Below are 26,329 nucleotides of genomic sequence, written 5' to 3'. Positions count from 1 at the left end.
TCAGCATCTCAATGGCTAGTCACCAATGAAAGCTCAACGTCGTTTCGCGTGGCTGCACCATCGGCGCCTGGCCGGGCGCCGATGGTGCAGCGCCCTCCTCGCGCAGGCCGATCAGTGTCAGCTGGGAGCGCACCTGAGCGACCGTGGACTCGAGCTGGTAGACCAGCCGGTCGCCCTCGACCCGGCGCAGGCGGGCGCCGAAGGGTTCGAGGGTGCGCTCCAGCTCTGCGTAGCGGGCCAGGTTGGCGCCTCCCACCTGCAGGGTCAGGCGCTCGGTCGCCTCCTGCTTGCCCATGAAGCGCTCCGCCAGCCGCTCGCTCGCCGCCAGCATCACGGCATCGGCCAGGGCGACGCCATCCGGCGCCTCGGCGGTCCCCTCCGACTGGCTGCCGTCGGCCGACAGACGCCACTGCGCCAGCCACTTGCCACCCTCCTGTCGGGCTCGCACGGCGAGCATGGCATTGGCACTGTAGCGTCCGGACGCATTCTCCAGGCCCGTGCCACTGGCCAGGCTCTCTGGAGTGGCGACCAGTTGCTCGTCGAGGTCGGCCATCGGCAGGCGCAGCGGCAACCCGCGATACTGGGCGGCATCACGCAACGGCTGCGCGCTGTCCTGGCCGTCGCCGACCAGTTGGGCGGCGCCACCGGCCTCGTTCAGCCACCAGACCAGCAGGCTGGGACGGTTGGCCCCCCACAGCGGCAGGCCGGCCTGGCGCAGCTGGCTCTGGATGGAAGCCGGATCGAAATCGACCACCAGCGCCTGCCCTTCGTAGCCATACTTGAAGATCAGCTGCTGTGGATCCTGGCGCGCGGCGGCCAGGGCCGGATTCTGCAGCACTGCCGGATTGCCGGTCAGGCGCACCAGCAGGGTGTCCAGGGCCCGCCGCAGAGCCTGGTCGCGCGCCGCCGGCCGCTGGCTGGCGACCGGCTCACGGACCTGATAGAGGCCGGCGAACGGCTCGGCAAGAGCAGGCAGGCTGAGCAGCGACAGGCAAAGCAGGAGCAGACGGGCGATCGGGCGCATGACAAAAATCTCGGCTTGGCGGCGCAGGGGCCGCGAATGGGGGTATACATTAAACAGCCGTCGATTCCCCGGCAACCGCGAGCACCAGCCGCGCAGGCCGCATTCCGGGGCACGTGGCGCCGCTGGCCGGGCCGCTCTGTGGTCGCTATCGGACAAGCCTGATAGAATCGCCTGTCCTGCAGACCGGCCCTCAGCCCCGGTCGAATCCCGAATTTCCCTGAAGGCCTGATCCATGAGCAAGCAACCCTCCCTGAGCTACAAGGACGCCGGTGTAGACATCGACGCAGGTGAAGCACTGGTCGAACGCATCAAGGGCGTGGCCAGGCGCACCGCGCGCCCTGAAGTGATGGGCGGCCTGGGCGGTTTCGGCGCCCTGTGCGAAATCCCGGCCGGCTACAGGCAGCCGGTACTGGTCTCCGGCACCGACGGCGTCGGCACCAAGCTGCGCCTGGCAATGGACCTCGGCAAGCACGACAGCATCGGCATCGACCTGGTGGCCATGTGCGTCAACGACCTGGTGGTGTGCGGCGCCGAGCCCCTGTTTTTCCTCGACTACTACGCCACCGGCAAGCTCAACGTCGACGTTGCCGCCCGCGTGGTCACCGGCATCGGCGAAGGTTGCGAGATGGCCGGCTGCGCCCTGGTCGGCGGCGAGACCGCCGAGATGCCCGGCATGTACGAGGGCGAGGACTACGACCTGGCCGGCTTCTGCGTCGGCGTGGTGGAAAAGAGCGAGATCATCGACGGCTCGAAGGTCGTCGCCAGCGACGCACTGATCGCCCTGCCCTCGTCGGGCCCGCACTCCAACGGCTATTCGCTGATCCGCAAGATCCTCGAGGTGAGCGGCACCGAAGTGGCCAGCGCCAGCCTGGACGGCAAGCCGCTGGCCGACCTGCTGATGGCGCCGACGCGCATCTACGTCAAGCCGCTGCTGAAACTCATCGGGGAAACCGGTGCGGTCAAGGCCATGGCCCACATCACCGGCGGCGGCCTCACCGAGAACATCCCTCGCGTGCTGCCGCAGGGCACCCAGGCGATGATCGATGTGGCCAGTTGGACCCGGCCGGCGGTATTCGACTGGCTGCAGGAGAAAGGCAATGTCGACGAGCGCGAGATGCACCGCGTGCTCAACTGCGGTGTCGGCATGATCGTCTGCGTTGCCCAGGACAAGGTCGAACAGGCCCTCGCCGTGCTGCGCGAGGCTGGCGAACAGCCCTGGCTCATCGGCAGCATCGCCGCCGGCGAAGGCGCCGAGCGCGTCCTGCTGAACAACCTGAAGGCGCACTGATGGCCGGCCCCTGCAATGCCGTGGTGCTGATCTCCGGCTCCGGCAGCAACCTGCAGGCGCTGATCGACAGCCAGGGCGAAGGCAATCCGCTGCAGATCCGGGCGGTGCTCTCCAACCGCGCCGATGCCTACGGTCTGACCCGGGCGAAGAACGCCGGCATCGCCACTCAGGTGCTCGACCACCAAGTCTACGAAGGCCGCGAGGCCTTCGATGCCGCACTGATGGCAGCGATCGACGTCTTCCAGACCGACCTGGTGATCCTCGCCGGCTTCATGCGCATCCTCACCCCCGCCTTCGTCCGCCACTACGCTGGCCGCCTGCTGAATATCCATCCATCCCTGCTACCTCGCCACAAGGGCCTGCACACCCATCGCCGCGTGCTGGAGGCCCAGGACAGCGAACATGGCTGCAGCGTGCACTTCGTCACCGAAGAGCTCGATGGCGGCCCTCTGATCATCCAGGCGGTGGTTCCGGTACAGCCGGGCGACACCGTGGAAAGCCTGGCCCTGCGCGTGTATCTGCAGGAACATCGGATCTACCCGCAGGCCGTGCGCTGGTTCGCCGAGGGTCGCCTGCGGCTGGCTCCGGAAGGAGCCATGCTGGATGGAGAAATACTGCCGACCACCGGCCATCTCATTCGAACCTAGGATAGGAGACGTTATGCGTGGCGCCCTGTTGTTCATCCTTGCCTTGCTGGCAGCACCCACCTATGCCTTCGAGCTGAAGCCGTTCTTCGCCAGCTATACCGCCGACTGGAAGCAACTGCCGGTCAGCGGCTCCGCCGAGCGCACGCTGAAGCAGCTGGACGGCACGCGCTGGGAGTACGAGTTCGAGGCCAGCATGCTGGTCGCCAGCGTGACCGAGCAAAGCACCTTCACCGTCGAGAACGGTCGCCTCGTGCCGCTCGCCTACCGCTACGAGCGCGGCGGAATGGGCAAGAGCAAGAAGGTCAAGCACGATTTCGACTGGAAGACCAAGAAGGTCCAGGGCAGCGACCGCGGCAAAGCCGTGAGCCTGCCACTCAACCGCGGCCTGTTGGACAAGTCCCTCTACCAGTTGGTGCTGCAGCAGGACGTCGCCGAAGGCAAGAAGAGCATGAGTTACCAGGTGCTCGACGGCGACGAGGTCGAAACCTACGACTTCCGCGTGCTGGGCAGCGAGAACGTGCGCACCCGGGCCGGACTGATCGAAGCGATCAAGGTCGAGCGCGTGCGCGACCCGACCCAGAGCGGCCGCAAGACAGTGTTCTGGCTCGCCAAGGACTGGGACTACCTGCTAGTGCGCCTGCACCAGGTAGAAGAGGACGGCAAGGAATACCAGATCATGCTCAAGGACGGCACGGTCGACGGCCGCCCGGTGAAGGGGCGGCTCGACTGAGAGGTTGTGAAAAAATCGAACAGTGCCGTGAGAGCCTCTCCAATCCCCTTCAAAAAGGCGTGCCATGTGAAAAGCGGGAGAGTTTATGAGCCAAATGGTCTTACTTTTCACGTAGCGCAACGTTTTAGCGGCTGTTTTGAAGGGGGGCGCAGCAGCCGCTTGAATTTTTCACAACCTCTGAGCCCAGCATTTTGCAGCAAAGCCGGCCTTGCGCCGGCTTTGTCGTTTCTGCAGCCCTACCACATCAGATCGTCGGGAATCTGGTAGGCGGCGTACGGATCGTCCTCGTCCGGAGCCTCGGTCGGGGTATTGAGCAGCACCACCCGGCGCGGATCGCGCTCTTGGATCCTCAGCGCCGCCTCGCGCGGCACCACCTCGTAGCCGCCGCCGTGGCGGACAATGCCCAGCGAGCCGCGACTGAGCTTGTCGCGCATCATGGTGTTCACCGGCAGGCGCTTGACCTTCTTGTCGTCGACAAAGTTGTAGTAGTCGTCGGTGCTCAGCTTGGGCAGGCGGGAAACCTCGATCAGCTGCTTGACCTGCGCGGCACGCGCCTTCTGCTCGGCCTTCTCCTGCTGCTGGCGGTTCAGCTCCTGGTCGCGGGCGAGCTTCTCGGCCTGGGCCTGGAGCGCCGCCTGGCGCTGCGCATCGTCCTTCTCGATCTGGCCCTTGCGCTCCAGGCGCTCCTGCTTCTGTTTCTGCTTGCCGGCCTGCTTGGCCTGCTTCTCGTTGACCAGCCCGGCTTTCAGCAACTGGTCGCGCAATGACATACTCATCGTAAGAGATCTTCCAACAGCCCGGCGATGCGGGCGTTCGTTTTCAGGGGCAAACTTCAGCGACACGGGCAGACCGGGGAAAGGATGAACTGGCGCTTTCCGCTACCTGCCGGCTGGGGGTCAATCCTCCAGCCTGAAGGTCCGGAGTGCAAGCCCACTAATGGCCGGCGACACAGCCACTGGCGACCCCCGGACAAGGGTTATACATTTCATCAGCACCTCGCGGTAGTCTCGACGGATCAAAGCCATGCCACTTTTCATCAAAGCCTCGCTACTGGGCACCTTTCTCGCCAGCATCCTCTTCATACACTTTCGCGGCCGCGCCCGCCTGCCCCTGCTGCGCCAGATGGTCAACTACTCGGCGCTGTTCATGCCGTACAACGCTCTGATGCAGCTCTTCTCCCGGACGCCTTCACGGCCTTATGTGGAACGCCGCGACTTTCCCGAACTGGACCTCTTGCGCGACAACTGGCAGACCATCCGCGACGAAGCCCAGGCGCTGTTCGACGAAGGTTACATCCGTGCCGCCCTGCACGACAACGAGGCCGGCTTCGGCAGCTTCTTCAAGAAGGGCTGGAAACGCTTCTACCTGACCTGGTACGCCGAGGGCGAACTGCCGTCAGCCCGCCGGCTGTGCCCCAGGACCCTCGAACTGCTCGCCCGGACCCCTTCGGTGAAGGGGGCGATGTTCGCCCGGCTGCCGGCCCACAGCCACCTCAATCCGCATCGCGACCCCTTCGCCGGCTCGCTGCGCTACCACCTGGGTCTGGCCACGCCGAACTCTGACGCCTGCCGCATCCATGTCGATGGCGAGCCCTATGCCTGGCGCGACGGCGAGGACGTGATGTTCGACGAGACCTACGTACACTGGGTGCTGAACGAGACCAACCAGTCGCGCCTGATCCTGTTCTGCGATGTCGAACGGCCATTACCGGTGCCGCTGCGCCAGCTCAACCGCTGGATCAGCGACGTCCTTGGCCGGGCCACAGCGCCGCAGAACGTCGAGGGAGAACGGGTCGGCGCGATCAACCGCGCCTACGGCGGCTTCAAGCGCATCGGCAACGCCCTGGGCGGACGGGTCCGGACGTTCAAGCGCCGTCATCCGAAGGCCTATCGGGCGCTGCGCCCGGTCCTCGCTGCACTGCTGGCGACACTGCTGTACCTCTGGCTCATCGGCTGAAGGCTCAGGCGCAGCCCGACTCGTCGCGCTCGACACGCTTGGCCTCGGCCCACAGGGCCTCCAGCTCGTCCAGGCTGCAGCCCTCGGGGCTGCGTCCGTCGGCGCGCAGGGCCTGCTCGATGAAGCGGAAACGCCACTCGAACCTGCGGTTGGCACCGCGCAAAGCAGCCTCCGGATCGACCGCGAGATGCCGCGCCAGGTTGGTCGCGGCGAACAGCACATCGCCGAGCTCATCGGCGATGGCCTGCCGGTCGTTCCCGCTCATCGCCTCCAGCAGCTCGTCCAGCTCCTCGCGCAGCTTGTCCACCACCACCAGCGCTTCCGGCCAGTCGAAACCGACCCGGGCGGCGCGCTTCTGCAACTTGACCGACCGGGACAATGCCGGCAGGGCCTGTGGCACGTCGTCGAGCAGGGACAGCTGCTCGGGCGCGGCGGCCTTCTCCGCCCGCTCCTCGGCCTTGATCTCCTCCCAGCGCTGGCGGATGGCCGCTTCGGCCAGCTTCGGCAGATCCGGCGCGCCGTACAGATCGCCGTCGGGGAACACGTGGGGATGCCGGCGGATCAGCTTGCGGGTGATGCCGTCGACCACCGCGGCGAAGTCGAAGCGCCCCTCCTCCCGCGCCAGCTGGCTGTAGTAGACCACCTGGAACAGCAGGTCGCCGAGCTCGCCCGGCAGGTGCTCGAAGTCACCGTGCTCGATGGCATCGGCAACTTCGTAGGCCTCCTCGAGGGTATGCGGGACGATGCTCGCGTAGGACTGCTGCAGGTCCCAGGGACAGCCGTGCTGCGGATCACGCAGGCGGGCCATCAGGTGCAGCAGGTCGTCGAGTCGATACATGGAATCTTCCTGTTCGGTCCGGGGGCGGAAGCCGCGAGCATAACGCGATCCCGCCGCGGCTGCCGCCAGGGACTCAGAACGGCTTGCCACGCCAGAGACCGGCGCCCAGGAAAACCGCCCAGAGCAGCCCGCCCCCGGCCGGCAGCCAGACGCGGCGCATGGGGCAGCAGCAGCACCAGGGCGAAGCCCGTCAGGGACACCAGGCCGAACCAGCCGACCGGCCCCATGGCCGCCCCCCAGGCCAGAACGCAGGCCTGGAAGGCCAGCCCCAGTGCCAGCCAGCCGGCGATGCGCAGGGTCCGCCGCAGCCAGATCGACGGCGCCCGCTGCCAGACCTGGCGGTAGTGGCGTTCGAGCCCCAGGCAGAGCCCGAGCATGCCCGTGTAGGCGAGCAGCATGCCCGCAGTGAATCCGGTCAGCATCGCACGACTCCTTCCAGCGGACGGGACACTCCAGCGGCGGCATCCGCCCGGCCGACCCGCCAGGCCGCCCAGCCCAGCACGGCGCCACACAGGAAGACGCACAGCTCCAGGAGCAGACGGGTTCTATCGAGGGACAGCGCGCTGAAGCCCCCGAGCAGCGGCAGCCCCATGCACAGCAGGACAACCGCCCACAACTGCTCGCGCCAGGCCGCCATCGGCGGACGCCGCCAGGCATGGGCGAACGCCAGGGCCCAGACGGCGAAGAACAGGCGCACTTCCAAGCCGGCACGGCCGGCCAGATCCGCCGGCAGCAGGCGACCGGCCCAGAGCAGCACGACGCACCCCAGCATGAGGCCGGCCACCGTGCCGACGTTCAGGCACTCGACCAGGCGGAAGCCCTGTCCGGCATTCGCCTCGGCCACCTTGAGGCGCTGGCGGATGACGAACAGCACCAGACCGGTGGCGATCATCGCGCAGCTGACCGCGCTGCAGAGGAAATACAGCCAGCGCATCGGATAGCCGCCGAACTGCGCAAAATGCAGTCCGGCCATGACCCGCTGGGTCAGGGCACTGAGGCGCTTCTCCGGCGGCGCCTGCAGGAGCCTGCCGGAAACCCCGTCGAAGACCGCCGCATCGCCCTTGGTCAGGGCGATGCGACTGCCCAGCAGTTGAGCACCAGGCGGGCGGCATGGCGATCTTCGTCGGTCGACACCTTCAGTACCGGCGAACGCTCGGTGGGCAGATCGATGTTCCATACCTGGGCCTCACCGTGTTCGCGCGTCAGCCAGTCCTGGGCAACGCGTGCGGCCTTCTGCTGGTCGACACCCCTGTCGCGCAGCTCCGGCTGCATCCACCAACTGATCTCCTTGTCGAACACCGTCAGGGTACCGGTGAGGAAAATGGCGAACAGCAGCCAGCCGAGCAGCAGCCCCGCCCAGGTATGCAGCCAGGTCATGGACTGCCGGAAGGTTCTGTTCCCGGGCATCAGAATGCATCTCCGAACCAGACCGGCCAGAAGCCGACGGCAGCCAGCGGCAGGGCCAGGCCGAGGCCCAGCCAGACGCGCCACACCGAGGATGCCGAGAACGCCCACAGAATGAACACCGTATAGGCGGCGAAGGACAGCAGCGTAGCGATCATGAAGGCATCGAAGCGAGCCAGCGGCAACAGCCGCGCCAGAGCCGCGGTGGCGGCGTAGGTGAAGGCGTAGCCGCCGAAGACGGCTGCGACGACCCGCAGTCCCGTGTCCAGCCTGACCCGCCAGGGTGCTCGTTGTGGCAGTTGCGTACTCAAGACTCCTCCTCCTCGGGAAATCGCATTCGTCGGACGGCACACGACACCGTCAGGCGCCCAACAGTCCCATCCACCGCCAGTGCGGCAGCACGGTCCTCTCGAACCTCTGCAGGCGCGTCCCGAAATTGCCGCCCGGATCGAGGCCGGCGTCGCCCAGCAGGGCGCGCAGCGTTTCCTGCAGCATTCGGCCGGAGAGGCCGGGGTACTCCAGCAGGACGCGCAGGGCGATCAGCTGCAGGCGATCGGCGCGTACCGCGGAACCCAGGCTGGGCGCCGCCAGATGGCCATAATCCGCGCCCTGCAGAACCCGCTCGGCGAGTACCAGGTTCAGGGCCCGGCAACGCTCGACCGCGACCTTGCCCGGCAGCAGCGGATGGACATGCCCGGCCCAGGCGAGCATCTGCAGGGCCGGGCTGATCAGGCCGGTCTGCCCCTGCAGGGCCGGCAGGCGGGCCAGCTCGGCGAAGGAGCGTGGCCCCGTTGCCAGGGCCTCGAGCAGGGGACCGAACAGGCCGGCCTGTCCCTGCACCGGGCCGATGCGGGTGTCGAAGTCGATGCCGCCGCCCTGCGGCGCTCCCGGCAGGGCCGTCACCACCTGGTCGAGCAGCGCCTGGCGATGGGCCTGCTCGTCCAGCCGGCGCACGCCGCACTGGTAGAGATCGCGGCGTTCGGACTGGTTGCGCGCCAGGTCCTTGAAGGTTTCCCGCGCGGCCGGGGTGCGCAGCTCGCTCAGCAGGGGCAGCAGGTTGCCCGGCAGGGACAGCGCGTCGATGTTTTCCAGCGGCGTGGCGCTGCCCAGGTACTCGCAGCCGCAGGCAGACAGCGTCTCGATGACATCGGCCACGTGCAGCGACTCCCAGTGCGCGTTGAGCAGCTCGTGGGCCAGCTGGCGCGGATCTTCCCGCCGGCCCGCCGCCAGATAGCTTCCCGCGGCCGGATGCTCGCGGAAGAAGCCGGCACCGCCCTGCTCCATGCGCTCGAGCAGGCCCAGGCCGGCCTGCAGCCGGGCCACCGAGTCGCCCGGCGCGCAGTCGCCCTGGCAGCGCAGGAAGCGCTGCATCGCGGAAAGAAACGCCATGCCGGGCTGGCACATGTAGCCGAGGTAGAGAATGCCGCCCGGCTTGAGCCAGTGGTGCACGCAGCGATGCAGCGCCTCGCGGTCGGATGCGGAGATCCACGAGTAGACGCCGCCGAGGACGATGAAGTCGTGCTGCGCCCCCCTGCGCCTCGGCCATTCCGGCCAGGGAGGCGAAATCGGCCTCGACGAATTCGAGGTTGTCCAGCCCGGCGGCCTGCGCCAACTCGCGGCCGTGGGCGATATGGCGCGGATTGAAGTCGGCGGCAACGAAACGCCCCTGGGAGTTGGCCGCGGCGTTGAGCGCCGCGCCCAGCCCCTGGCCGCAGCCGAGCTCGCATCAGGAATAGGGCCGGGCGATGTCCGGCGCCGCGACGCCCAGCGCCGTCGCGACGAAGGACAGCCAGAGCGGCGTCGACTCGCGCTGGAAATGGTGGGGATAGGGCACGTCCAGTACGTAGCCGGTGTCTTGCGGCATGGCTGCTCGGCTCCTGGCAGGCGGTCAGAAGGAGAACTTGGCCGAGGCGTAGTAGGCCCGGCCCGGCTCGTTGTAGCTGGCCGCCCCGGCGCCGGTGGAGGAGTTGGTGCCCTCGCGCTTGAGTTCCTTGTCGAACAGGTTGTTGATGCCCGCGCCGAAGCTCCAGTTCTTGTCCAGCTCGTAGTTGCCGTTGATCGCCCACAGGGTATAGCCGCCCCGCTGCTTGAGGGCATCGCCGCTTTCCGCGGCGCCCGTGCCGCTCAGCCGGCGCGGATCCTGGTAGCCGTAGAGGGTCATGCTCAGGCTCAGGTTGAGCGCCTCGCTGGCCTGCCAGTCGAGCATGGAGTTGACGGTGAGCTTGGGAATGACCGACAGCGGCTCGCCGGTCTTCTTGTTCTTGTTCTCGATCATGTAGGTGAAGTTGGTGTTCCAGCTCAGGATGTCACCCTCGAAGCCCATCAGCGGGACGTTCAGGGTGCCTTCCCAGCCGGCCACCACCGCCTTGGGCGCGTTCTCCCACATGAGGATCTGCCCGGTGCCGGCGGTCCCCTCGGTGAGGCCGGTGGGGTTCAGGCCGGCCTCGATCTTGTCTTCGTATTCGTTGCGGAAATAGGTCACCCCGGCGTTCCAGCCGGCCTGCTCGTAGGCGACGCCCAGCTCGAAGTTCCAGCTCTTTTCCGCATCCAGGCTGTCGTTGCCCTGCACGTAGCAGCCGCCGCCCAGGCTCGGCGAGTCGGCCGGACAACCGATGCCCATGGTGAAGTAGATGTAGTTGATGTTGGACTGGTACAGGTTGGGCGCCTTGAAGGCCCGCGCCAGACCGCCCTTGACGGTGACGGCATCGGTCAGTTGGTAGGAGGTGTTCAGGCTCGGGCTCCAGTTGCTGCCGAACTGGGTGTGGTTGTCGAAGCGCAGACCGGGCGTCAGGGTCCAGCGCTCGGTCAGATGAACGTTGCTTTCGGCGAAGAAGGCGACGTTCTCGTTGGTCGCCTCGCTGTCGCGGGGGCCGGAACCGACCCCGGCAATGGCGCCTCCGCCCGCGGTGCTCTGGCTCATCGAGTAGGGGTCGTCCAGCACTTCCTTGGTGTACTCGAAGCCCAGCGTCGCCACCTGGCTGAAGCCGAAGGTGAAGGGAATGCTCACCTCGCCGCTCAGCGCATAGTTGTCGTATTCGGAGGTGGACTTGTCGCCGCTGTTGATGCTGCCCTCAGGGGCGCCGCCCAGGCCCTCGTTGAGGCGCCGGTTGCGGGTGTTCTCGTAGGAGAAGACCAGCTGCGAGCTGCCCCAGTCCCAGTTGCCGCGGTGGGTGATGGAGCCGGCGCGACGATACATGATATTGGTTTCCCGACCGATCAGCTCGTTCAGCAGTGCAGAGCCCGTCGAGCTGACAGCCCGGTCGCCGGCGTAGATGTTTCCCTGGCGGCTGTAGCTGCCCTCGACCTCGATGGTCTGCTGCGAATTCAGGTCCCAGCGCAGCAGGCCGTTGAGATCGCGGTTGCGCACCCCCTCCTTGCCGGCCGGCGGGGTGATGGTGGTATCGGTCGCGTAGGCGCTGTTCAGGCCCGGCTCGTCGGCGTCGGTCTTGTTGAGATTGCCGCTCAGGCGGTAGGAAAGGCCTTCGACCACAGGGCCGGTCAGGCTGAAGCTGTAGCGCCGGGTCTGTCCCTCGTACTCGCTTTCCGGGCTGTTGGCGTACCAGGAAAGCGAGCCATGCGTCTTTTCGGTCGGTGCCTTGGTGATGATGTTGACCACCCCGCCGGCCGCCCCCGAACCGTAGCGCGCCGCCGCCGGACCGCGCAGCACCTCGATGCGCTCTACCAGCTCCGCCGGCACCCAGTTGGTGTCGCCGCGGGTGTTGCGCTCGCCGCTGCGCCCCATGCGCACCGAGCTTCGCGAGCGCACGGGCTTGCCGTCGATCAGGATCAGGGTGTTCTCCGGGCCCATGCCGCGGATGTCTATCTGCCGGTTGTTGCCGTACTGGCCGCTGGCGCTGTTGCCGGTGAGGTTGACGCCGGGCATCTTGCGGATGATGTCGGACAGGTCGTTGACCGGCGGACGCTTCCTGATGTCGTCGGCGGTGATGATGGAAACGCCGGGGGCCTGTTTCAGCTCCCGCTCGGAGGTAACCAGCACGTCATCCAGGGCGAGGACGCTGCCTTCGCCTTCCTGATAGGCGCCGCTGTCATGGGCGCCCTCCTCGGCAGCCTCCTCCGCTTCCAGGGAGGGTGAAGAAACCGCCAGCAATGCCAGGGGCAGATGTGCGAGCCTGAAACGCGAGTACATGCCTTACCTCACTTCTACGCATGGGCGAGCCGGCCATCTGTCCAGGCGAGTCGGGATCGAGCACGAGCGACGAAGAACAGGGTCCCGACGGTCGGCCCGACCGGGACTCTCGACCCGGCGATGGCGACGCACTACAAAGTTGTAGGCAAATACTATTTATTCTTATTTAATAATAAGGCTCATTTACGATCTATACATTTTTCAGGGACAGCACCAGCCGCAGCCCCGGATGACGGTTCTCCGCCCACAGCCAGCCATCCTGCTGACGAATCAGCCGGCGGGCGATCGCCAGTCCCAGGCCGAAGCCGTCGCCGCCCGGCCGTGCGGCATTCAGCCGGGTAAAGGGCTGGAAGATGCGTTCCAGCTCGCCCTCCGGCACCCCGGGCCCCCGATCCTCGACCCACAGCAGCCACTCGTCGCCCTCGCGACGGCCGTCCAGACAGACGCAGCCGCCCTCCGGCGAATGACGGATGGCGTTGCGCAGGATGTTCTCCAGCGCCCGCGCCAGCCCGTTCAGACTGCCCAGGACCCGGCAGTCCGCCGGCAGCCGGCAGGGAAGACGCTGCGGGCTCCAGCCGCTCTCGAAACAGGCGTCCTCGCAGAGGATCTCCCAGAGGGCGCCGACCTCCACCGGCTCCAGCGCCGGCTGCGGCCGTTCGGTATCCATCCAGGCCAGCTCCAGGGTGCTGTCCACCAAGGTCCGCATGGCACCGACCTCGCGGCGGACCCTCTCCTCCAGTTCGGCGCCGCTCAGCCCGGCCTCGCTGGCCACCTGCAGGCGGCTCAGGGGCGTGCGCAGCTCATGGGACAGATCGCGCAGCAACTGGCGCTGCAGGCCCAGCGACTCGTCCAGGCGCTCGGCCATGTGATCGAAGGCGCGTCCCAGCTCGCCCAGTTCGTCGCGACGACGGGCGACTTCCGGATCCACGCGCGCCCCCAGGTTGTCCGCATGCAGGGCATTGGCTTGCTCGCGCAGGCGCGCCAGCGGCGCAATCAGTACCCGGTACAGTCCAATACAGAACAGCAGCGCCAGCCCGGCAGGAATCAGATAGAGGGCCACGGCCTGGAGCAGCGCACGGTAACGCCAGGGGCGATAGCGCTCGGGCAACTGGATGGCCAGATAGCCGCGCCCCTCGACCAGCGGAATGGAGATCAGCGGCAACTCCTGGCTACGCCGACTCATCGGCCAATCCAGCTGACGCATGAAGGTCAGCCGTACACCCTCGATCAACGGCCGGCTCCCCAGCGACTGCAGATTGCCATCCAGCAGATCGACCGGCCCCGGCTCCCGCTGCTTCAGGTCGCGCAGAAAGGCATCCACCGCCTCGGGACCCTCCCACGCCACGCGTCCGGCCTCGCCGGCATAACCCCGGAGTAGCCGACGGGCTTCACCGGAAAGGTAAGAAGTCTGCAGATCGATCCAGTCTCCCCAGGAGCCGCTCAGGGAAATCACCAGCAGGCAGAAAGTGACCAGCAACGCGGCCAGCCGCCAGAACAGCGAATGACGACCCGGCATTCAGGTCTCCTGCAGCTTCAGCAGATAGCCCTTGCCCCATACGGCCTCCAGCCGGACACCATGCAGACCGAGGGTGGCCAGCTTGCGCCGGATGTTGCTGACATGCATGTCCAGGCTCCGGTCATGCTGGGAATAGCCGCGGCGCAGTACCTGCTGGTAGAGGAACGGCTTGCTCAGCACCTCTCCCGGATGGCGCCCGAAGGTTTCCAGCAGACGGTACTCGGTAGGGGTCAAGCCGGCCCAGGCATCACCATGGCGGATGTCGCAACATCCCTCATCGAAGTGCAACGGAAAATTGGCCGAGGGCATGGGCTGCCCACGCTCATAGGCGATGCGACGCAGGATGGCCTCGATGCGCACCTGCAGCTCGCCCATGCCGAAAGGCTTGGGCAGATAATCGTCGGCCCCGCGACTGAAACCGGTGATACGATCCTGCTCGTCGCCCAGTGCAGAGATCAGGATGACCGGGGCATGCCGGCGCCGGCGCAGGCGAGCCAGCACCTCGAGGCCGTCGAGGCCGGGCAGCAGGATGTCCAGCAGGATCAGGTCGAACTCGCGCTCGCTGGCCAGCACCAGGCCGTCGCGGCCGTCGCCGCACAGCGTCACGGCAAAGCCCTGGCGCGCCAGATGATCGTTCAGGTGGACGCCCAGCAGGGGATCGTCCTCGATGGCCAGGATGTGGCGATTGGGAAAGGAAGTCATCCGTCGGCTCCGCAAAATGCGAATAATTCTACTTAATATCCTGCGGAGTACGTCTACCTGAAAGGCCGGCAGGTACTGCCGGCGCCAGGAGTCAGGGGGCGGCGCGGTGGCGGCGTGCCTCGATCACGTTGGGCAACTGGGCGATGCGCGCCAGCAGCCGGCCGAGAGCGCCCAGTCCGGGGATCTCGATGGTCAGGACCATCTGCGCCGTGCTGTCCTCCTTGTTCGACAAGGTGTTGGCGGCCAGCACGTTGATCCGCTCGTTGAGCAGCACCTGGGACACGTCGCGCAGCAGGCCGGAACGGTCGTAGGCATGGATGAAGATGTCCACCGGATAGGTCTGCACCGGCACCGGCCCCCAGCTGACCTGAATGATCCGCTCCGGCTCGCGGCTGGCCAGTTGCAGGGCGTTGGCGCAGTCCTGGCGGTGGATGGTAACGCCGCGACCCAGAGTGATATAGCCGACGATGGGATCGCCCGGCAGCGGCTGGCAGCAGCCGGCCATCTGCGTCAGCAGGTTGCCCACTCCCTGGATCTGGATGTCGTCGTGCTTGCCGGACCTATACGGAGTGCCGGACTTGCGCGGAATCAGCTCGAGCTGCTCGGTGCTGCGCTCCGGCTCGACCAGCTGCTGGGCCAGCCCCACCACATGGGCCAGGCGCAGGTCGCCGGCGCCGAGGGCGGCGAACAGGTCCTCGGCGGTCTTCAGGTTGCTCTTTTCCGCTAGCCGGTCGTAGTCCACCGGCGACAGGTCGAGACGGGAGAGTTCGCGCTCGAGCAGCGTCTTGCCGGCGGCGACGTTCTGGTCGCGTGCCTGCAGCTTGAACCAGTGGATGATCTTCGCCCGGGCCCGCGAGGTGGTGACGTAGCCGAGGTTGGAGTTCAGCCAGTCGCGGCTCGGCGAGCCGTTCTTGCCGGTGATGATCTCCACCTGCTCGCCGGTCTGCAGGCTGTAGTTGAGCGGCACGATCCGCCCGTCGATCTTGGCGCCGCGGCAGTTATGCCCGATCTCGGTGTGCACGCGGTAGGCGAAGTCCAGCGGCGTAGCGCCCTTGGGCAGGTCGATGGCATGGCCGTCGGGGGTGAACACGTAGACCCGGTCGGGCTCGATGTCGACCTGCAGTTGCTCGACCAGGCCGCCGATGTCGCCCAGTTCCTCGTGCCATTCAAGCACCTGGCGCAGCCAGGAGATCTTCTCCTCGTAGTGGCTGGAGGTGGACTTGACGTCGGTGCCCTTGTAGCGCCAGTGGGCGCAGACGCCCAGCTCGGCCTCCTCGTGCATGGCGTGGGTGCGGATCTGCACCTCCAGGGTCTTGCCGTCCGGGCCGATCACTGCGGTGTGCAACGAGCGGTAGCCATTCTCCTTGGGGTTGGCGATGTAGTCGTCGAACTCCCGGGGAATGTGCCGCCACAGCGAATGGACGATGCCGAGAGCGGTATAGCAGTCGCGCACCTCCGGGACCAGCACGCGCACCGCGCGCACGTCGTAGATCTGGCTGAACTGCAGGCCCTTCTTCTGCATCTTGCGCCAGATCGAATAGATATGTTTGGCCCGGCCGTTGATGTCGGCCTTGATGCCGGCGGAGGCCAGGGCTTCCCTGAGTTCCTGGACGACCTTGGCGATGAACTGCTCGCGATCCAGCCGGCGCTCGTGGAGCAGCTTGGCGATCTGCTTGTACTGCTCGGGCTCCAGGTAGCGGAAGGACAGATCCTCCAGCTCCCACTTGATGTGGCCGATGCCGAGGCGGTGGGCCAGCGGCGCATAGATGGCGGAGACCTCGCGGGCGACGCGCTGGCGGCGTTCCTCGCTGGCATGCTTCACCGCACGGATCGCGCAGGTGCGCTCGGCCAGCTTGATCAGCGCGACGCGCACGTCATCGACCATCGCCACCAGCATCTTGCGCAGGTTCTCCACCTGGGTCTGGGCATCCAGCACCAGGGATTCACGGGGGTTGAGGCTGGCGCTGATCGCCGCCATGCGCAGCACGCCCTCGATCAGCTTGGCCACCACCTGGCCGAAGTGCCGCTGCACCTCTTCCAGGGCGATCTGCTTTTGGCGCACGCCGCGATAGAGCACGGCAGCGACCAGCGAATCCTGATCCAGCTTGAGATCGGCGAGGATTTCTGCGATCTCCAGCCCGACCAGAAAACTGGATATGCCGGCGGCGGGAGTATCCGGCTCCGACCTGGCTCGCTGCTCGGCCTCGCGGGCGTACTCGCAGGCCTTCTTCAGCGCCTTACGCTCCAGGGCCGGGTCCATCTTCAGGACATGATCCAGCCAGGCCTCAAGGTTGATGCTACCGTCGGTGTTGACCGGCTGCTGCGCTCTCACCTGTACCATGTATATCTACCTTTCCCCCAGCATGGACTCCATGCCGAACAAACATCAGCCGGATCAGGCTGCCTGGAAACGAAAAATGTAACCATCCCTGCCGGCAAGTCTCGGCGTTCCACCTCAGCGCGAGGCAGGCCCCCCCTCGAACAACGCCATGGCCTCGACATGGGCGGTCTGCGGAAACATGTCGAGAATTCCGGCACGCCGCAGCCGGTAGCCCTGCCCAGCCAGCTCCGCGGCATCCCGGGCCAGGGTCGCCGGATTGCAGGAGACGTACAGCACCCGTCCGGCGCCCAGGGCGCCCATCTGCCGCACCGCCTCCAGCGCGCCGTCGCGCGGCGGATCGAGCAGTACCGCGGCAAAGCCAGCGGCCGCCCAGGGCGCCTCGGCCAGCGACTTCGACAGATCCGCCTGGCAGAAGTGCAGGTTGCCCAGGCCGTTGCCGGCCGAGTTTTCCCTGCCCCGTTCGACCATCGCCGCCACGCCCTCCACCGCCACCACCTCGCGCGCCCGCAGCGCCAGAGGCAGGGCGAAGTTGCCCAGTCCGCTGAACAAGTCCAGCACCCGCTCCCCAGGCTGCGGTGCCAGCCACTCCAGGGCCTGGGCGACCATCGCCTCGTTTACCTCGGCGTTGACCTGCACAAAGTCGCCGGGGCGGTAATGCAGCTCGAGGTTCCACTGCTCCAGGCTGTAGCCCAGCAGGGCTTCTGGCGAGTCCGCCTGCGGCTCGCCCTTGCCCTGCAGCCAGAGCTGGGCGGAGTGCTCGCGGCAGAAGGCACGCAGGCGCTGCAGGTCGTCGCCCACAAGTGGCGCAGTATGACGCACCAGAATGGCGCTTGTATTGCCACGGAACAATTCGATATGTCCCAACGCCTGGGGCCGCGCCAGGCCGTACAGGAGCGCAGGCAGGGCGCGCAGGATGGATTGCAACGGCCGTACCAGCACTGGGCAATCGTCGATGGCGACGATCGCCTGGCTGGCAGCGGCGCGAAAGCCCACCGCCAGCCGGCCCGTGGCGGCATCCCAGCGCACCGCAATGCGCGCCCGGCGGCGGTAGCCGAACTCCGGACCTACCAGGGGCGGCGCCCATTCCTCCGGTGCGAGGTCGGCGAAACGCATGAGCTGCTCGGCGAGGGTGCGCTGCTTCAGGGCTAGCTGCTCGGCATGGGGCAGCGCCTGCAGGGTACAGCCGCCGCAGCACCCGGCATGCGCGCAGAGCGCGACGCGGCGCAGCGGACTGGCCGCCAGGATGCGCTCGGCACGGGCATCGACGACCCGGTTGCGCGCACCGAGCACACGGGCCTCGACCTGCTCGCCAGCCAGGGCGTCGGAGACGAACCAGGTGCGCCCGTCGACGAAAGCGATGCCGCGGCCGTCGTGGGCCAGGCGCTCGATGGTCAAGACCTGCTTCCTGCCCACCTGCAGGGACGCCGTGCGGGCGCCGCCGCTGGGCTGGAAGCGCAGGCCGGTAGTGCGTCTAGCCACGGCAGAAGGCCTCGCGTCGCGTGCTACCCCACAAGGCAGGGGCCGGCTTACGGCTGGTCATAAACACCCGTGGACAGGTAGCGATCGCCGCGGTCGCAGATGATCGCCACCATCACCGAATTCTCCACCTCACGCGACAGGCGCAGCATGGCCGCCACCGCCCCGCCCGAAGACACGCCGCAGAAGATGCCCTCCTCGCGTGCCAGGCGGCGCATGCAGTCCTCGGCCTCGGTCTGGGCCATGTCGATCACCCGGTCGACGCGGGTCGCGTCAAAGATCTTCGGCAAGTATTCCTGCGGCCAGCGGCGGATACCGGGAATCGCCGAGCCTTCCTGGGGCTGCAGGCCAACGATCTGCACCGCCGGGTTCTGCTCCTTGAGGTAGCGCGAGGTGCCCATGATGGTGCCGGTGGTGCCCATGGAGCTGATGAAGTGGGTGATGCGGCCCTGGGTCTGGCGCCAGATTTCCGGACCGGTGCCTTCGTAGTGGGCCTGCGGGTTGTCCTGGTTGCCGAATTGGTCGAGCACCTTGCCGCGCCCCTCGCCCTGCATCTTCAACGCCAGGTCGCGGGCGCCCTCCATGCCCTCGGCCTTGCTCACCAGCACCAGCTCGGCGCCATAGGCGGTCATCGCCGCCTTGCGCTCGGCGCTCATGTTGTCCGGCATGATCAGAATCATCCGGTAGCCCTTGATCGCCGCCGCCATGGCCAGGGCAATGCCGGTGTTGCCGGAAGTGGCCTCGATCAGGGTATCGCCGGGGTGGATGTCGCCGCGCTGCTCGGCGCGGGTGATCATCGACAGTGCCGGCCGGTCCTTCACCGAACCGGCCGGATTGTTGCCTTCCAGCTTGACCAGCAGGGTGTTCGAGGTTTCGCCCGGCAAGCGCTGCAGACGCACCAGCGGGGTATTGCCGATGCACTCGGCGATGGTGGGGAAATGCACTGTCATGGAAACACTCGGTATCCTGAATCAGAAATAGGCTGCTCGATCCGGGCGGCATCCTTGCCGCCATGCTGCGTGGGCGCCGCTCGCCATGCGCCCCTGCGACGCCCGGCCTGACAACAAGCTCCGCTCATCCGTCGAGGAGCGGACATCGACTCGGGAAGCGAGTCATCCAGGCCACAGGGGAAACCTATGATAGCCGGCAAAGCGCTGGAGGCCATCACCCGGAAATAGCGCATACATATTCCAAATAGCTATGACACTGCCTCCTGTTGCCCCATTGGAGTCTGTGGCTACACTGCGCCCCAAATCCATCATGGAGAATCGGGGTGTTTCACGACTTCAGCATCAAGGCCCGCATCGTCATGCTTACCCTGCTGCCCAGCAGCCTGCTGGCGCTGGTCCTGGGCGGCTATTTCACCTGGCAGCAACTGACCGAGATGCACGGCAATCTGGTGGAGCGCGGCCAGTTGATCGTCCAGCAGCTCGCGCCCCTGGCCGCACCCTCCCTGGCGCAGAGCTATCACAATCGCCTGCAGCGGATCGCCAACCGGGTGCTCGACCAGGCTGACATCCGTGCAGTGAGCTTTCTCGACAGCAAGCTGGAAACCATCGTGCATGCCGGGCCGAGCCTCACCAGTCCGCTGCCGCCCCAGGACCCGGCCCAACTGACCATGACCCGCGACCACAACGTCACCCACCTGCTGATGCCGGTACTCGGCTACCACCAGAACCTGAGCAGCGGCAACGGCAGCCAGGACGACCGCCTGCTCGGCTGGATCGCCCTGGAAGTGTCGCACCACAACGCCCTGCTGCAGGGCTATCGCAACCTGCTCGCCAGCCTGCTGCTGATCATTGCCGTGCTGCTGGTCAGCGCCCTCCTCGCCCTGCGCGTGGGACGCTCGATCAGCGACCCGCTGCGACGCATCCAGCAGGGCGTGTCGCATCTGCGCGACGGCCATCTGGAAACCCGCCTGCCCGCCCTGCGCAGCCACGAGCTGGACGAACTGTCCGCCGGCATCAACCGCATGGCCGAGGTCATGCAGCACGCCCAGGAGGAGATGCAGAACAGCATCGACCAGGCCACCGAGGACGTCCGCCAGAACCTGGAAACCATCGAGATCCAGAACATCGAGCTGGACATGGCGCGCCGCGAGGCCCTGGAGGCGAGCCGGATCAAGTCCGAGTTCCTCGCCAACATGAGCCATGAGATCCGCACCCCGCTGAACGGCATCATTGGCTTCACCAACCTGCTGCAGAAATGCGAACTGTCGCCGCGCCAGCACGACTACCTGAACACCATCCAGAAGTCCGCCGACAGCCTGCTCGACATCATCAACGAGATCCTCGACTTCTCAAAGATCGAGGCCGGCAAGCTGGTCCTCGAGCACACCCCCTTCAACCTGCGCGAACTCATCCAGGACACCCTCACCATCCTCGCCCCGGCGGCCCACGCCAAGCACCTCGAACTGGTCAGCCTGATCTACCGCGACACGCCCCTGGCGCTGAACGGCGACCCCCAGCGGCTCAGGCAGGTCCTCACCAACCTGATCAGCAATGCCATCAAGTTCACCAGCGAAGGCACCATCGCCGTGCGCGCCATGGTCGAGGAGATCGGCGAGGAGTTCGCCCAGCTGCGCATCAGCGTGCACGACACCGGCATCGGCCTGTCCCAGGAGGACCTGAACGCGCTGTTCCAGGCCTTCAGCCAGGCCGACAACTCACTGACCCGCCAGGCCGGCGGCACCGGACTGGGCCTGGTCATCTCCAAACGCCTGATCGAGCAGATGGGCGGCGAGATCGGCGTCAACAGCGTGCCGGGCGAAGGCTCCGAGTTCTGGATCCGCCTGTCCCTGCCGCTCGACGATCACAGCGAGGACGAACCACCGACCGCCCTGCACGGCCACCGAGTGGCACTACTCGAACAGCATGAGCTGGCCCGCCAATCGATACAGTACCAACTGGAGGACTGCGGCCTGGAGGTGCTGCCCTTCGCCGAGCTGGACAGCCTGCTGGCCGGCGTCGCCGGCGCGCGCCAGGAAAACCGCCCGATCAGCTTGGCGGTGCTCGGCTTGACCAGCCGAGACAGCGGCGCCCAGGAGCTGGCCCAGCGCGTCGCCGACCTCGACCGGCTCGGCTGCAAGTGCCTGGTGCTCTGCCCCACCACCGAACAGCTGCTTTACCAGGAGGCCCTGCCAGAGGCGCCGATCCAGCTGCAGAGCAAGCCGGCACACCGCGACAAGCTGCAGGCGGCCCTCGCCGGGCTGCTCGCTCCGCAGCCGGCCGGACAGCAGGCACTCGGCCCGCTGGGCAACCGCTCGCCGCGCCTGCTCTGCGTCGACGACAACCCGGCCAATCTGCTACTGGTGCAGACCCTGCTCGGAGACATGGGCGCCACGGTCAGCATGGCGGACAGCGGCCAGGCCGCCGTGGAGGCCGCGCAGCGGGAACGCTTCGACCTGATCTTCATGGACGTGCAGATGCCTGGCATGGACGGCCGCCAGGCCACCAAGGCGATCCGCCAGTGGGAGGCCGGACAGCAGGAGCACCACCACACGCCGATCATCGCCCTCACCGCCCACGCCCTGGCCAACGAGCGGCGTGCCCTGCTGCAGGGTGGCATGGACGATTACCTGACCAAGCCGATCAACGAACGCCAACTGGCCCAGATCGTGCACAAATGGACCAAGCTGCACCTGCGCTCACCCGACACCCAGGCCGACGAGGCCCGGCCGGCAGCCATCGGTCATCTCAGCGTGCTCGATCCCGAGGAGGGCCTGCGCCTGGCCGCCGGCAAACCCGACCTGGCCGCCGACATGCTGACCATGCTGCTCGCCTCGCTGGATGCCGACCGCCAGGCGATCCGCCAGGCACGCAGGGACGGCGATCGCGCCGCACTGATCGAACGGGTGCATCGCCTGCACGGGGCGACCCGCTATTGCGGCGTGCCTCAGCTGCGCGCCGCCTGCCAGCACAGCGAAACCCTGCTCAAACAGCACGCCCCGGCGGCCGACACCGCGCTGGACGAGCTGGACGCGGCCATCCTCCGCCTGGCCGGCGAGGCGAAACTCGGCGCCTGAGAGTGGACCCGAGACGCCCTCCGATCGCCAGGCTTCCCGTGCCGGCCGCTCAGGCGGCCTGCACCGAGCCGATGAAGCTCGCCAGCTCCGGGCTGCCCGGGTTGGCGAAGACTCCTGCGGATCGCCGCTCTCAGGGATGCGCCCCTGGTGCATGAAGATCATGCTTGTTGCCGATATCGTGGGCAAAGCGCATCTCATGAGTGACTATGATCAGGGGAGCAACCTGCCCGAGGAGATCGACGCCCTGCTGATCGCCCGGCTCTATCGGCGGCGCTGGCGCAACGCATCCTGCCCAAACAGGTCACCACCGGCAAGCGCAGTCCCAAGGCGGACAAGCCGGGGGGTCGACGGAGCCACGACCCGCGCCCATGTCTCCACCACCCGTGTAATCAAGGCTTCAAGAAACAAAAGACCTTGAAAGGGGTGGGCTGGAGAGTGCCCCGGGCGGGTTGCCGCCCGACGTCCCCGTGAACGGGCTCACCCCAGCTGCGGCGCGCTGCGCGCCAGCAGTCCCGCCACGTCCAGGCCGCGCGGCAGGGTGCCGTAGACCCGGCCACCCTCGCCATGGTCCAGCGCCCACGCCAGGCGCAGGGTGAGGGCCAACGCAGCCTCGCTCTCCAGAGCTAGGTCGGCCAGCACGTTCTGCATCAGCGCGTGCTCGACGAGTACCTGGCCGCCGACCAGACGGTGTGCGCAGTGGTGTAGCGCCTGGCTCAGGGCCTGGCGCATCAGCGCACTGGAGCCGATCATGCAGTCGAAGCGGGTCAGGCCGACCATTTCCAGGATGGTCCGCACACCGCCCCCCTCCTCGCCGATCATCCAGTCCAGGGCGCCGCGGTATTCCACCTCGGCGGAGGCGTTCGACCAGTTGCCCAGCTTGTTCTTCAGCCGCTGAATGTAGAGCTGGTTGCGCCCGCCGTCCGGGCGGTGGCGCGGCAGCAGAAAGCAGGACGGGCCGACGCCGATGTTCACCAGGGTGATGCCGTGGCCGCCTTCGGCGACCCGGTGGTAGGCCGGCATCTGGTAGCGGTGCCAGATCATCCCCTCGACCAGCGCCTGGGCCTCGCTCTCGGCCATACCTCGATCGATCACCACGTTACCGGGCAGCACCAGGCGCACGAAGCGGCCGCCCTTGCGCAGGCATTCGAGCCCGTGGCGGACGAACTGGTCGACGTAGCGGTGGTAGTTGGTCAGCAGGACCCACGGCTGCATGTGGCGCCAGTCGCTGCCGGTGTAGTGCACCAGGCGGCGCAGGGAGAAGTCCACCCGTGCCGCGTCGAACAGCGCCAGCGGGAAGGACACGGCGCCGGCCCAGGCGTGCAGCCCGTCGGCGACATCGTCGGAAGCCGCGGCCAGGTCGGTGCTGGGGAAGACCCGCGCCAGCTCGGCGGCGGTGACGCCCGAGCCGGCCAGCTCATCGCCCTGCTCCACCACATAGGGCTACCGTATGCACACATCTTTCACCCCCGCGGGCCAGAGCCCATCCGCGGTGGATGTTGGCAAACGTCTGCAACCCGTGGAACAGGATGACAGGGCCGGGCTTGCGCTCGCTGGCGTACCCCTTCCAGCCACCCAGGCGGGCGATGATCCAGCTCGCCCACGCCAGGCTGCCGGGCGGATGCGGGTTTTTCTGCCTGGTGGTCCGGCCCTCCTGGCGGGGGCCGATGTCCTGCAACACGCGGATCTCGTCGCCCTCGAAGCAGTCCGAGGCCGGGCGCGGACCGCCTCCCTAGCGCGCCAGGGTCAGCTGCAGCGTGCGCACGGCCGCCGAGGTGGCCAGCACCTCCAGCTTCTCCAGTCTCCCACCGTCTTCGACCAGGCTGGACTCGATGTCCAGCCCCTGACGCTCGAGCGTGCGAAACAACTGCTCGATGTGCCAGCGCTGGCAGTACCACTGGATGCACTGGCAGGCCTGCGCCAGGTCGTCGACCTCATGGGTGGTCAGCAACCGCCAGTGCACGGGCGCCTCCTGCCCCACCACCGAGGCCGGGTCCTCCCGCACCTCGATGGCCGCCCTCGATAGCCGCCAGCTCCAGCCAGCGCGGAGCGTGCCGGTCCGAACAGTACCGTGGACGGACGATGCGCGTGCGGGCAAAGCGCACCTGCAACACCGCCCGATGGGCACTGCGCTTGCCGGCCACCGCCGGTGGCTCGACCGCATAGCGACCTCGCTCGGGCAGGCCCGACAACCACTCGAACAGCGAACCGCCGGCCACCTTGCGATCACGGCACGCCCGGATCAGCAAGTGCGTGCGCTCGTCGGGCAGGCGTGCCCACATCTCGTAGATGTCGGCCTCGCGGTCGGCCACCACCGTCACCTGACGTGCCTGGGGCACCTGGGCGCGACCGCGCTGCGCCGCCTCGATCCAGCGCAGGCTCTCCTTGAGCTCGATCGGCAACTGCCGATAATTCGCCGCCTTGGGCTGGGTGCGCCGCCACAGGTGCAGGTGCGCCAGCCCCAGGCACACACCCTGGTCGGCCTCCACCGCCAACACCGGATGCACGAACAACCCCACATCCGCGCCATTGTCCACCGTGCCCAGCGCCCGGACCCGCCGGGCATGAGCCTGGTAGTTCAGCTCACTGGTGTCTTCGATCAGCAGGACATGAGTTCCCGCGGTGCGCGGGCCTACGCCGGCGCAGCCCCCCTCGATCAGCTTGCCCACGGTGACCCGCTCGTTACGCAGCAGCCGCCCGAAGCGCACCTCCCCGCTACGCTCCCGCCCCAACCGGCGCAGGCACACGCTCTGCTGCTCGACCATTACCGCGTGCAAAGCCTGCGCAGTTTTTTAACCGAGCGTCGCCAAACTCCACGTGCAGTACCTGTGCCATTGACCTGTCACCTCACTGCCAAACACGCCCCCATTCTTCTTGGCTCACCGATTGAGGGCGAGATGTGTGCATACGGTAGCCACATAGGGATAGGGAATGTCCTGCATCCCCACGCCGACCTCGACCTGCACGTTGAAGTCGTTCATCAGCGGCCGCAGCTGATCGAGCAGATAGCGGCGGAAGGCCTGCGGCTGGGTCACGGTGACACTGTAGACGCCCGGCGCCTGGACTTTGGCGCAGGCACGGACGGTGAAGGGCACCTTGCCTTGCGGCAGATGGGTCAGACGCAGCTCGGGTAGCGGAACAGGCTGCGCTGCGCGGCATCCAGCTCGACCCGCTCGGTCAGGTAGCGCTTGAGCGCCTGGCGCAGGGCGGAGGTGGCGCGCTGGTGCAGGGCAGCGAGACGGTCGACCGCTTCCTCGGCAGTAGCCGCGACGATAAAGGCTTCGGTGTCGGTATTCACGATTGGAATTTCTGTCTTTTTGTCACGTTCTATCTTACACGCCAGGCGCTCCGGCAGCCGGCCTGCGGTCCCGTTCGAGCGGCACAAAACTGAAAGCTTGACGAAATCCAGCAAAAACAATAACAATTCTCATTAATACAGATTCACATACATTTATACATATGCTCCAACAATCCGTTGTGTTCGCCCGGCTGCGGCAGGGCGACGAAGTCTTTGGTTTGCTCAATTCGGTGCCCTCCCCCTGCTCTGCGAAATGATCGCCGCGGCCGGCTATCACTTCGTGATCCTCGACATGGAACATCTGCTTCGCTCCGGCGAGGAGCTGATGCACTGCCTGCGCGCCTGCGAAAGCGCCGGCATCGCTCCCTGGCTGCGCCTGCCAGAGGCGGACGAAAAGCTGATCGGTCGGGCCCTGGACGCCGGCGTCGAGGCCATAGTGCTGCCGCGGGTGGAAAGCGCCGAAGAAGTCGAGCGTGCCATCGCCGCCGCCTGCTTTCCGCCCCGTGGCCGGCGCGGCATCAGCGGCGGGCGGGTCACCGGCTTCGGGGCCCTGGCCTTGCCGGAGTACATCGCGCTGGCCAACGGCGAGCCACGCATCGTGCCGATGATCGAAAGCGCCGCCGGCCTCGCGGCCCTGCCGGAAATTCTCGCCCTGCCGGGGGTCGGCATGATCCTCGAGGGCGCCCTCGACCTGGCCCTGGACCTGCAGCTCGGCCCCCAGCCGACCCACCCTCGGGTCTGGCAGGCGCTGCAGGACATGGCCGCCGCCTGCGCGACCGCCGGCGTGCCCTTCTGCGCCAATCCCCGCACCCCGGAGCAACAGCGCCACTGGCGTGCCCGGGGCATCCGCAGCTTTCTTGCTGGCGAAGACCGGGGGCTGCTGCTCAATGCCCTGAAGAGCCGCCTGAACAGTTTCCAATCCCCAACAGAAGTCTGACTAT

21 protein-coding genes and 4 pseudogenes are annotated in these 26,329 nt (G+C 67.0%); 6 read left to right on the top strand and 19 right to left on the bottom strand.

All coding sequences use genetic code 11. From position 1 onward, the window contains the following. Window positions 1–19 precede the first annotated feature (19 nt). The gene (locus tag ACYVD0_RS11350) at window positions 20–1,024 is read right to left on the bottom strand and encodes a DUF2066 domain-containing protein (protein WP_460426914.1); all 1,005 of its coding nucleotides are present in this window, start codon (window positions 1,022–1,024) and stop codon (window positions 20–22) included. 232 nt (window positions 1,025–1,256) lie between these two features. Here ACYVD0_RS11350 and purM point away from each other — a divergent pair, with 232 nt between their 5' ends. The 3 genes from purM to ACYVD0_RS11335 are packed head-to-tail and all read left to right on the top strand — an operon-like array spanning window position 1,257 to window position 3,689. Then, complete coding sequence (purM, locus tag ACYVD0_RS11345) at window positions 1,257–2,312, top strand: phosphoribosylformylglycinamidine cyclo-ligase (protein WP_460426913.1); 1,056 nt, start codon at window positions 1,257–1,259, stop codon at window positions 2,310–2,312. Further along, window positions 2,312–2,959, top strand: coding sequence for a phosphoribosylglycinamide formyltransferase (gene purN, locus ACYVD0_RS11340; protein WP_460426912.1), 648 nt, complete (start codon window positions 2,312–2,314; stop codon window positions 2,957–2,959). Before purM ends, purN begins: the two co-directional genes overlap by 1 nt. Before the next feature lie 13 nt (window positions 2,960–2,972). After that, entirely contained in the window at window positions 2,973–3,689 is a 717-nt protein-coding gene (locus ACYVD0_RS11335) for a DUF3108 domain-containing protein (RefSeq protein WP_460426911.1), read from the top strand. Window positions 3,690–3,925: 236 nt separating this feature from the next. Here ACYVD0_RS11335 and ACYVD0_RS11330 read toward each other — a convergent pair whose 3' ends face one another. Next, the gene (locus ACYVD0_RS11330; RefSeq protein ID WP_460426910.1) at window positions 3,926–4,465 is read right to left on the bottom strand and encodes a DUF2058 domain-containing protein; all 540 of its coding nucleotides are present in this window, start codon (window positions 4,463–4,465) and stop codon (window positions 3,926–3,928) included. A 247-nt stretch (window positions 4,466–4,712) separates the two neighbouring features. Between ACYVD0_RS11330 and ACYVD0_RS11325 the strand changes: the two genes are divergently transcribed. Beyond that, window positions 4,713–5,645 (top strand): aspartyl/asparaginyl beta-hydroxylase domain-containing protein, encoded by a 933-nt coding sequence (locus tag ACYVD0_RS11325; protein ID WP_460426909.1) that lies wholly within the window; start codon window positions 4,713–4,715, stop codon window positions 5,643–5,645. A gap of 4 nt (window positions 5,646–5,649) precedes the next feature. Here the strand turns inward: ACYVD0_RS11325 and mazG are convergent, their stop codons facing one another. The 13 genes and pseudogenes from mazG to cysM form a co-directional block, all read right to left on the bottom strand. Then, window positions 5,650–6,483 (bottom strand): nucleoside triphosphate pyrophosphohydrolase, encoded by an 834-nt coding sequence (gene mazG / locus ACYVD0_RS11320; RefSeq protein WP_460426908.1) that lies wholly within the window; start codon window positions 6,481–6,483, stop codon window positions 5,650–5,652. Next, window positions 6,453–6,905: a DUF3325 domain-containing protein gene (locus ACYVD0_RS11315; RefSeq protein WP_460426907.1), complete on the bottom strand. Its 453-nt coding sequence runs from the start codon at window positions 6,903–6,905 to the stop codon at window positions 6,453–6,455. Before ACYVD0_RS11315 ends, mazG begins: the two co-directional genes overlap by 31 nt. Next, window positions 6,899–7,890 (bottom strand): annotated as a pseudogene (locus tag ACYVD0_RS11310) (PepSY domain-containing protein). The gene ACYVD0_RS11315 and the pseudogene ACYVD0_RS11310 overlap by 7 nt, the downstream one beginning before the upstream one ends. Beyond that, window positions 7,890–8,198, bottom strand: a complete 309-nt coding sequence (locus ACYVD0_RS11305; protein ID WP_460426906.1) for an iron transporter — start codon at window positions 8,196–8,198, stop codon at window positions 7,890–7,892. Before ACYVD0_RS11305 ends, ACYVD0_RS11310 begins: the two are co-directional and overlap by 1 nt. A 49-nt stretch (window positions 8,199–8,247) precedes the next feature. Then, on the bottom strand, window positions 8,248–9,336 hold the full coding sequence (locus tag ACYVD0_RS11300) for a methyltransferase regulatory domain-containing protein (RefSeq protein ID WP_460426905.1): 1,089 nt from the start codon (window positions 9,334–9,336) through the stop codon (window positions 8,248–8,250). Between the two features lie 160 nt (window positions 9,337–9,496). Beyond that, window positions 9,497–9,589: pseudogene (locus ACYVD0_RS11295) on the bottom strand (hypothetical protein); the annotation flags it as partial. 24 nt (window positions 9,590–9,613) lie between these two features. Next, window positions 9,614–9,751, bottom strand: a complete 138-nt coding sequence (locus tag ACYVD0_RS11290; protein WP_460426904.1) for a hypothetical protein — start codon at window positions 9,749–9,751, stop codon at window positions 9,614–9,616. 24 nt (window positions 9,752–9,775) lie between these two features. Then, on the bottom strand, window positions 9,776–12,034 hold the full coding sequence (locus tag ACYVD0_RS11285) for a TonB-dependent siderophore receptor (protein ID WP_460426903.1): 2,259 nt from the start codon (window positions 12,032–12,034) through the stop codon (window positions 9,776–9,778). Between the two features lie 190 nt (window positions 12,035–12,224). After that, window positions 12,225–13,550, bottom strand: coding sequence for a HAMP domain-containing sensor histidine kinase (locus tag ACYVD0_RS11280; RefSeq protein WP_460426902.1), 1,326 nt, complete (start codon window positions 13,548–13,550; stop codon window positions 12,225–12,227). Further along, window positions 13,551–14,252 carry a response regulator transcription factor gene (locus ACYVD0_RS11275; RefSeq protein WP_460426901.1) on the bottom strand — a complete coding sequence of 234 codons (702 nt, stop codon included), beginning with the start codon at window positions 14,250–14,252 and terminating at the stop codon, window positions 13,551–13,553. It abuts the gene before it with no gap. A gap of 91 nt (window positions 14,253–14,343) precedes the next feature. Then, complete coding sequence (gene relA / locus ACYVD0_RS11270) at window positions 14,344–16,593, bottom strand: RelA/SpoT family protein (RefSeq protein ID WP_460426900.1); 2,250 nt, start codon at window positions 16,591–16,593, stop codon at window positions 14,344–14,346. Window positions 16,594–16,707: 114 nt separating this feature from the next. Continuing rightward, window positions 16,708–18,072 carry a 23S rRNA (uracil(1939)-C(5))-methyltransferase RlmD gene (gene rlmD, locus ACYVD0_RS11265; RefSeq protein WP_460426899.1) on the bottom strand — a complete coding sequence of 455 codons (1,365 nt, stop codon included), beginning with the start codon at window positions 18,070–18,072 and terminating at the stop codon, window positions 16,708–16,710. 47 nt (window positions 18,073–18,119) lie between these two features. Then, the gene (cysM, locus tag ACYVD0_RS11260) at window positions 18,120–19,019 is read right to left on the bottom strand and encodes a cysteine synthase CysM (protein WP_460426898.1); all 900 of its coding nucleotides are present in this window, start codon (window positions 19,017–19,019) and stop codon (window positions 18,120–18,122) included. Window positions 19,020–19,342: 323 nt separating this feature from the next. On the opposite strand from cysM, the gene ACYVD0_RS11255 reads away from it, so the two are divergent. Continuing rightward, window positions 19,343–22,093, top strand: a complete 2,751-nt coding sequence (locus tag ACYVD0_RS11255; protein ID WP_460426897.1) for a sensor histidine kinase family protein — start codon at window positions 19,343–19,345, stop codon at window positions 22,091–22,093. Window positions 22,094–22,660: 567 nt separating this feature from the next. Here ACYVD0_RS11255 and ACYVD0_RS11250 read toward each other — a convergent pair. The 4 genes and pseudogenes from ACYVD0_RS11250 to ACYVD0_RS11235 form a co-directional block, all read right to left on the bottom strand. After that, window positions 22,661–23,050, bottom strand: a pseudogene (locus ACYVD0_RS11250) (acyl-CoA dehydrogenase family protein); the annotation flags it as partial. A gap of 772 nt (window positions 23,051–23,822) precedes the next feature. Continuing rightward, window positions 23,823–24,053, bottom strand: a complete 231-nt coding sequence (locus tag ACYVD0_RS11245) for a hypothetical protein (protein WP_460426896.1) — start codon at window positions 24,051–24,053, stop codon at window positions 23,823–23,825. Further along, on the bottom strand, window positions 24,025–24,855 hold the full coding sequence (locus tag ACYVD0_RS11240; RefSeq protein ID WP_460426895.1) for a hypothetical protein: 831 nt from the start codon (window positions 24,853–24,855) through the stop codon (window positions 24,025–24,027). The genes ACYVD0_RS11245 and ACYVD0_RS11240 overlap by 29 nt, the downstream gene beginning before the upstream one ends. Window positions 24,856–24,981: 126 nt before the next feature. Further along, window positions 24,982–25,388: pseudogene (locus ACYVD0_RS11235) on the bottom strand (AMP nucleosidase); the annotation flags it as partial. 253 nt (window positions 25,389–25,641) lie between these two features. On the opposite strand from ACYVD0_RS11235, the gene ACYVD0_RS11230 reads away from it, so the two are divergent. Continuing rightward, the gene (locus ACYVD0_RS11230; RefSeq protein WP_460426894.1) at window positions 25,642–26,325 is read left to right on the top strand and encodes an HpcH/HpaI aldolase family protein; all 684 of its coding nucleotides are present in this window, start codon (window positions 25,642–25,644) and stop codon (window positions 26,323–26,325) included. The last annotated feature ends 4 nt before the right edge of the window (window positions 26,326–26,329 follow it).

It is taken from the genome of Azotobacter armeniacus (assembly GCF_054779355.1).
This window is presented reverse-complemented; position numbering and strand designations above follow the sequence as displayed.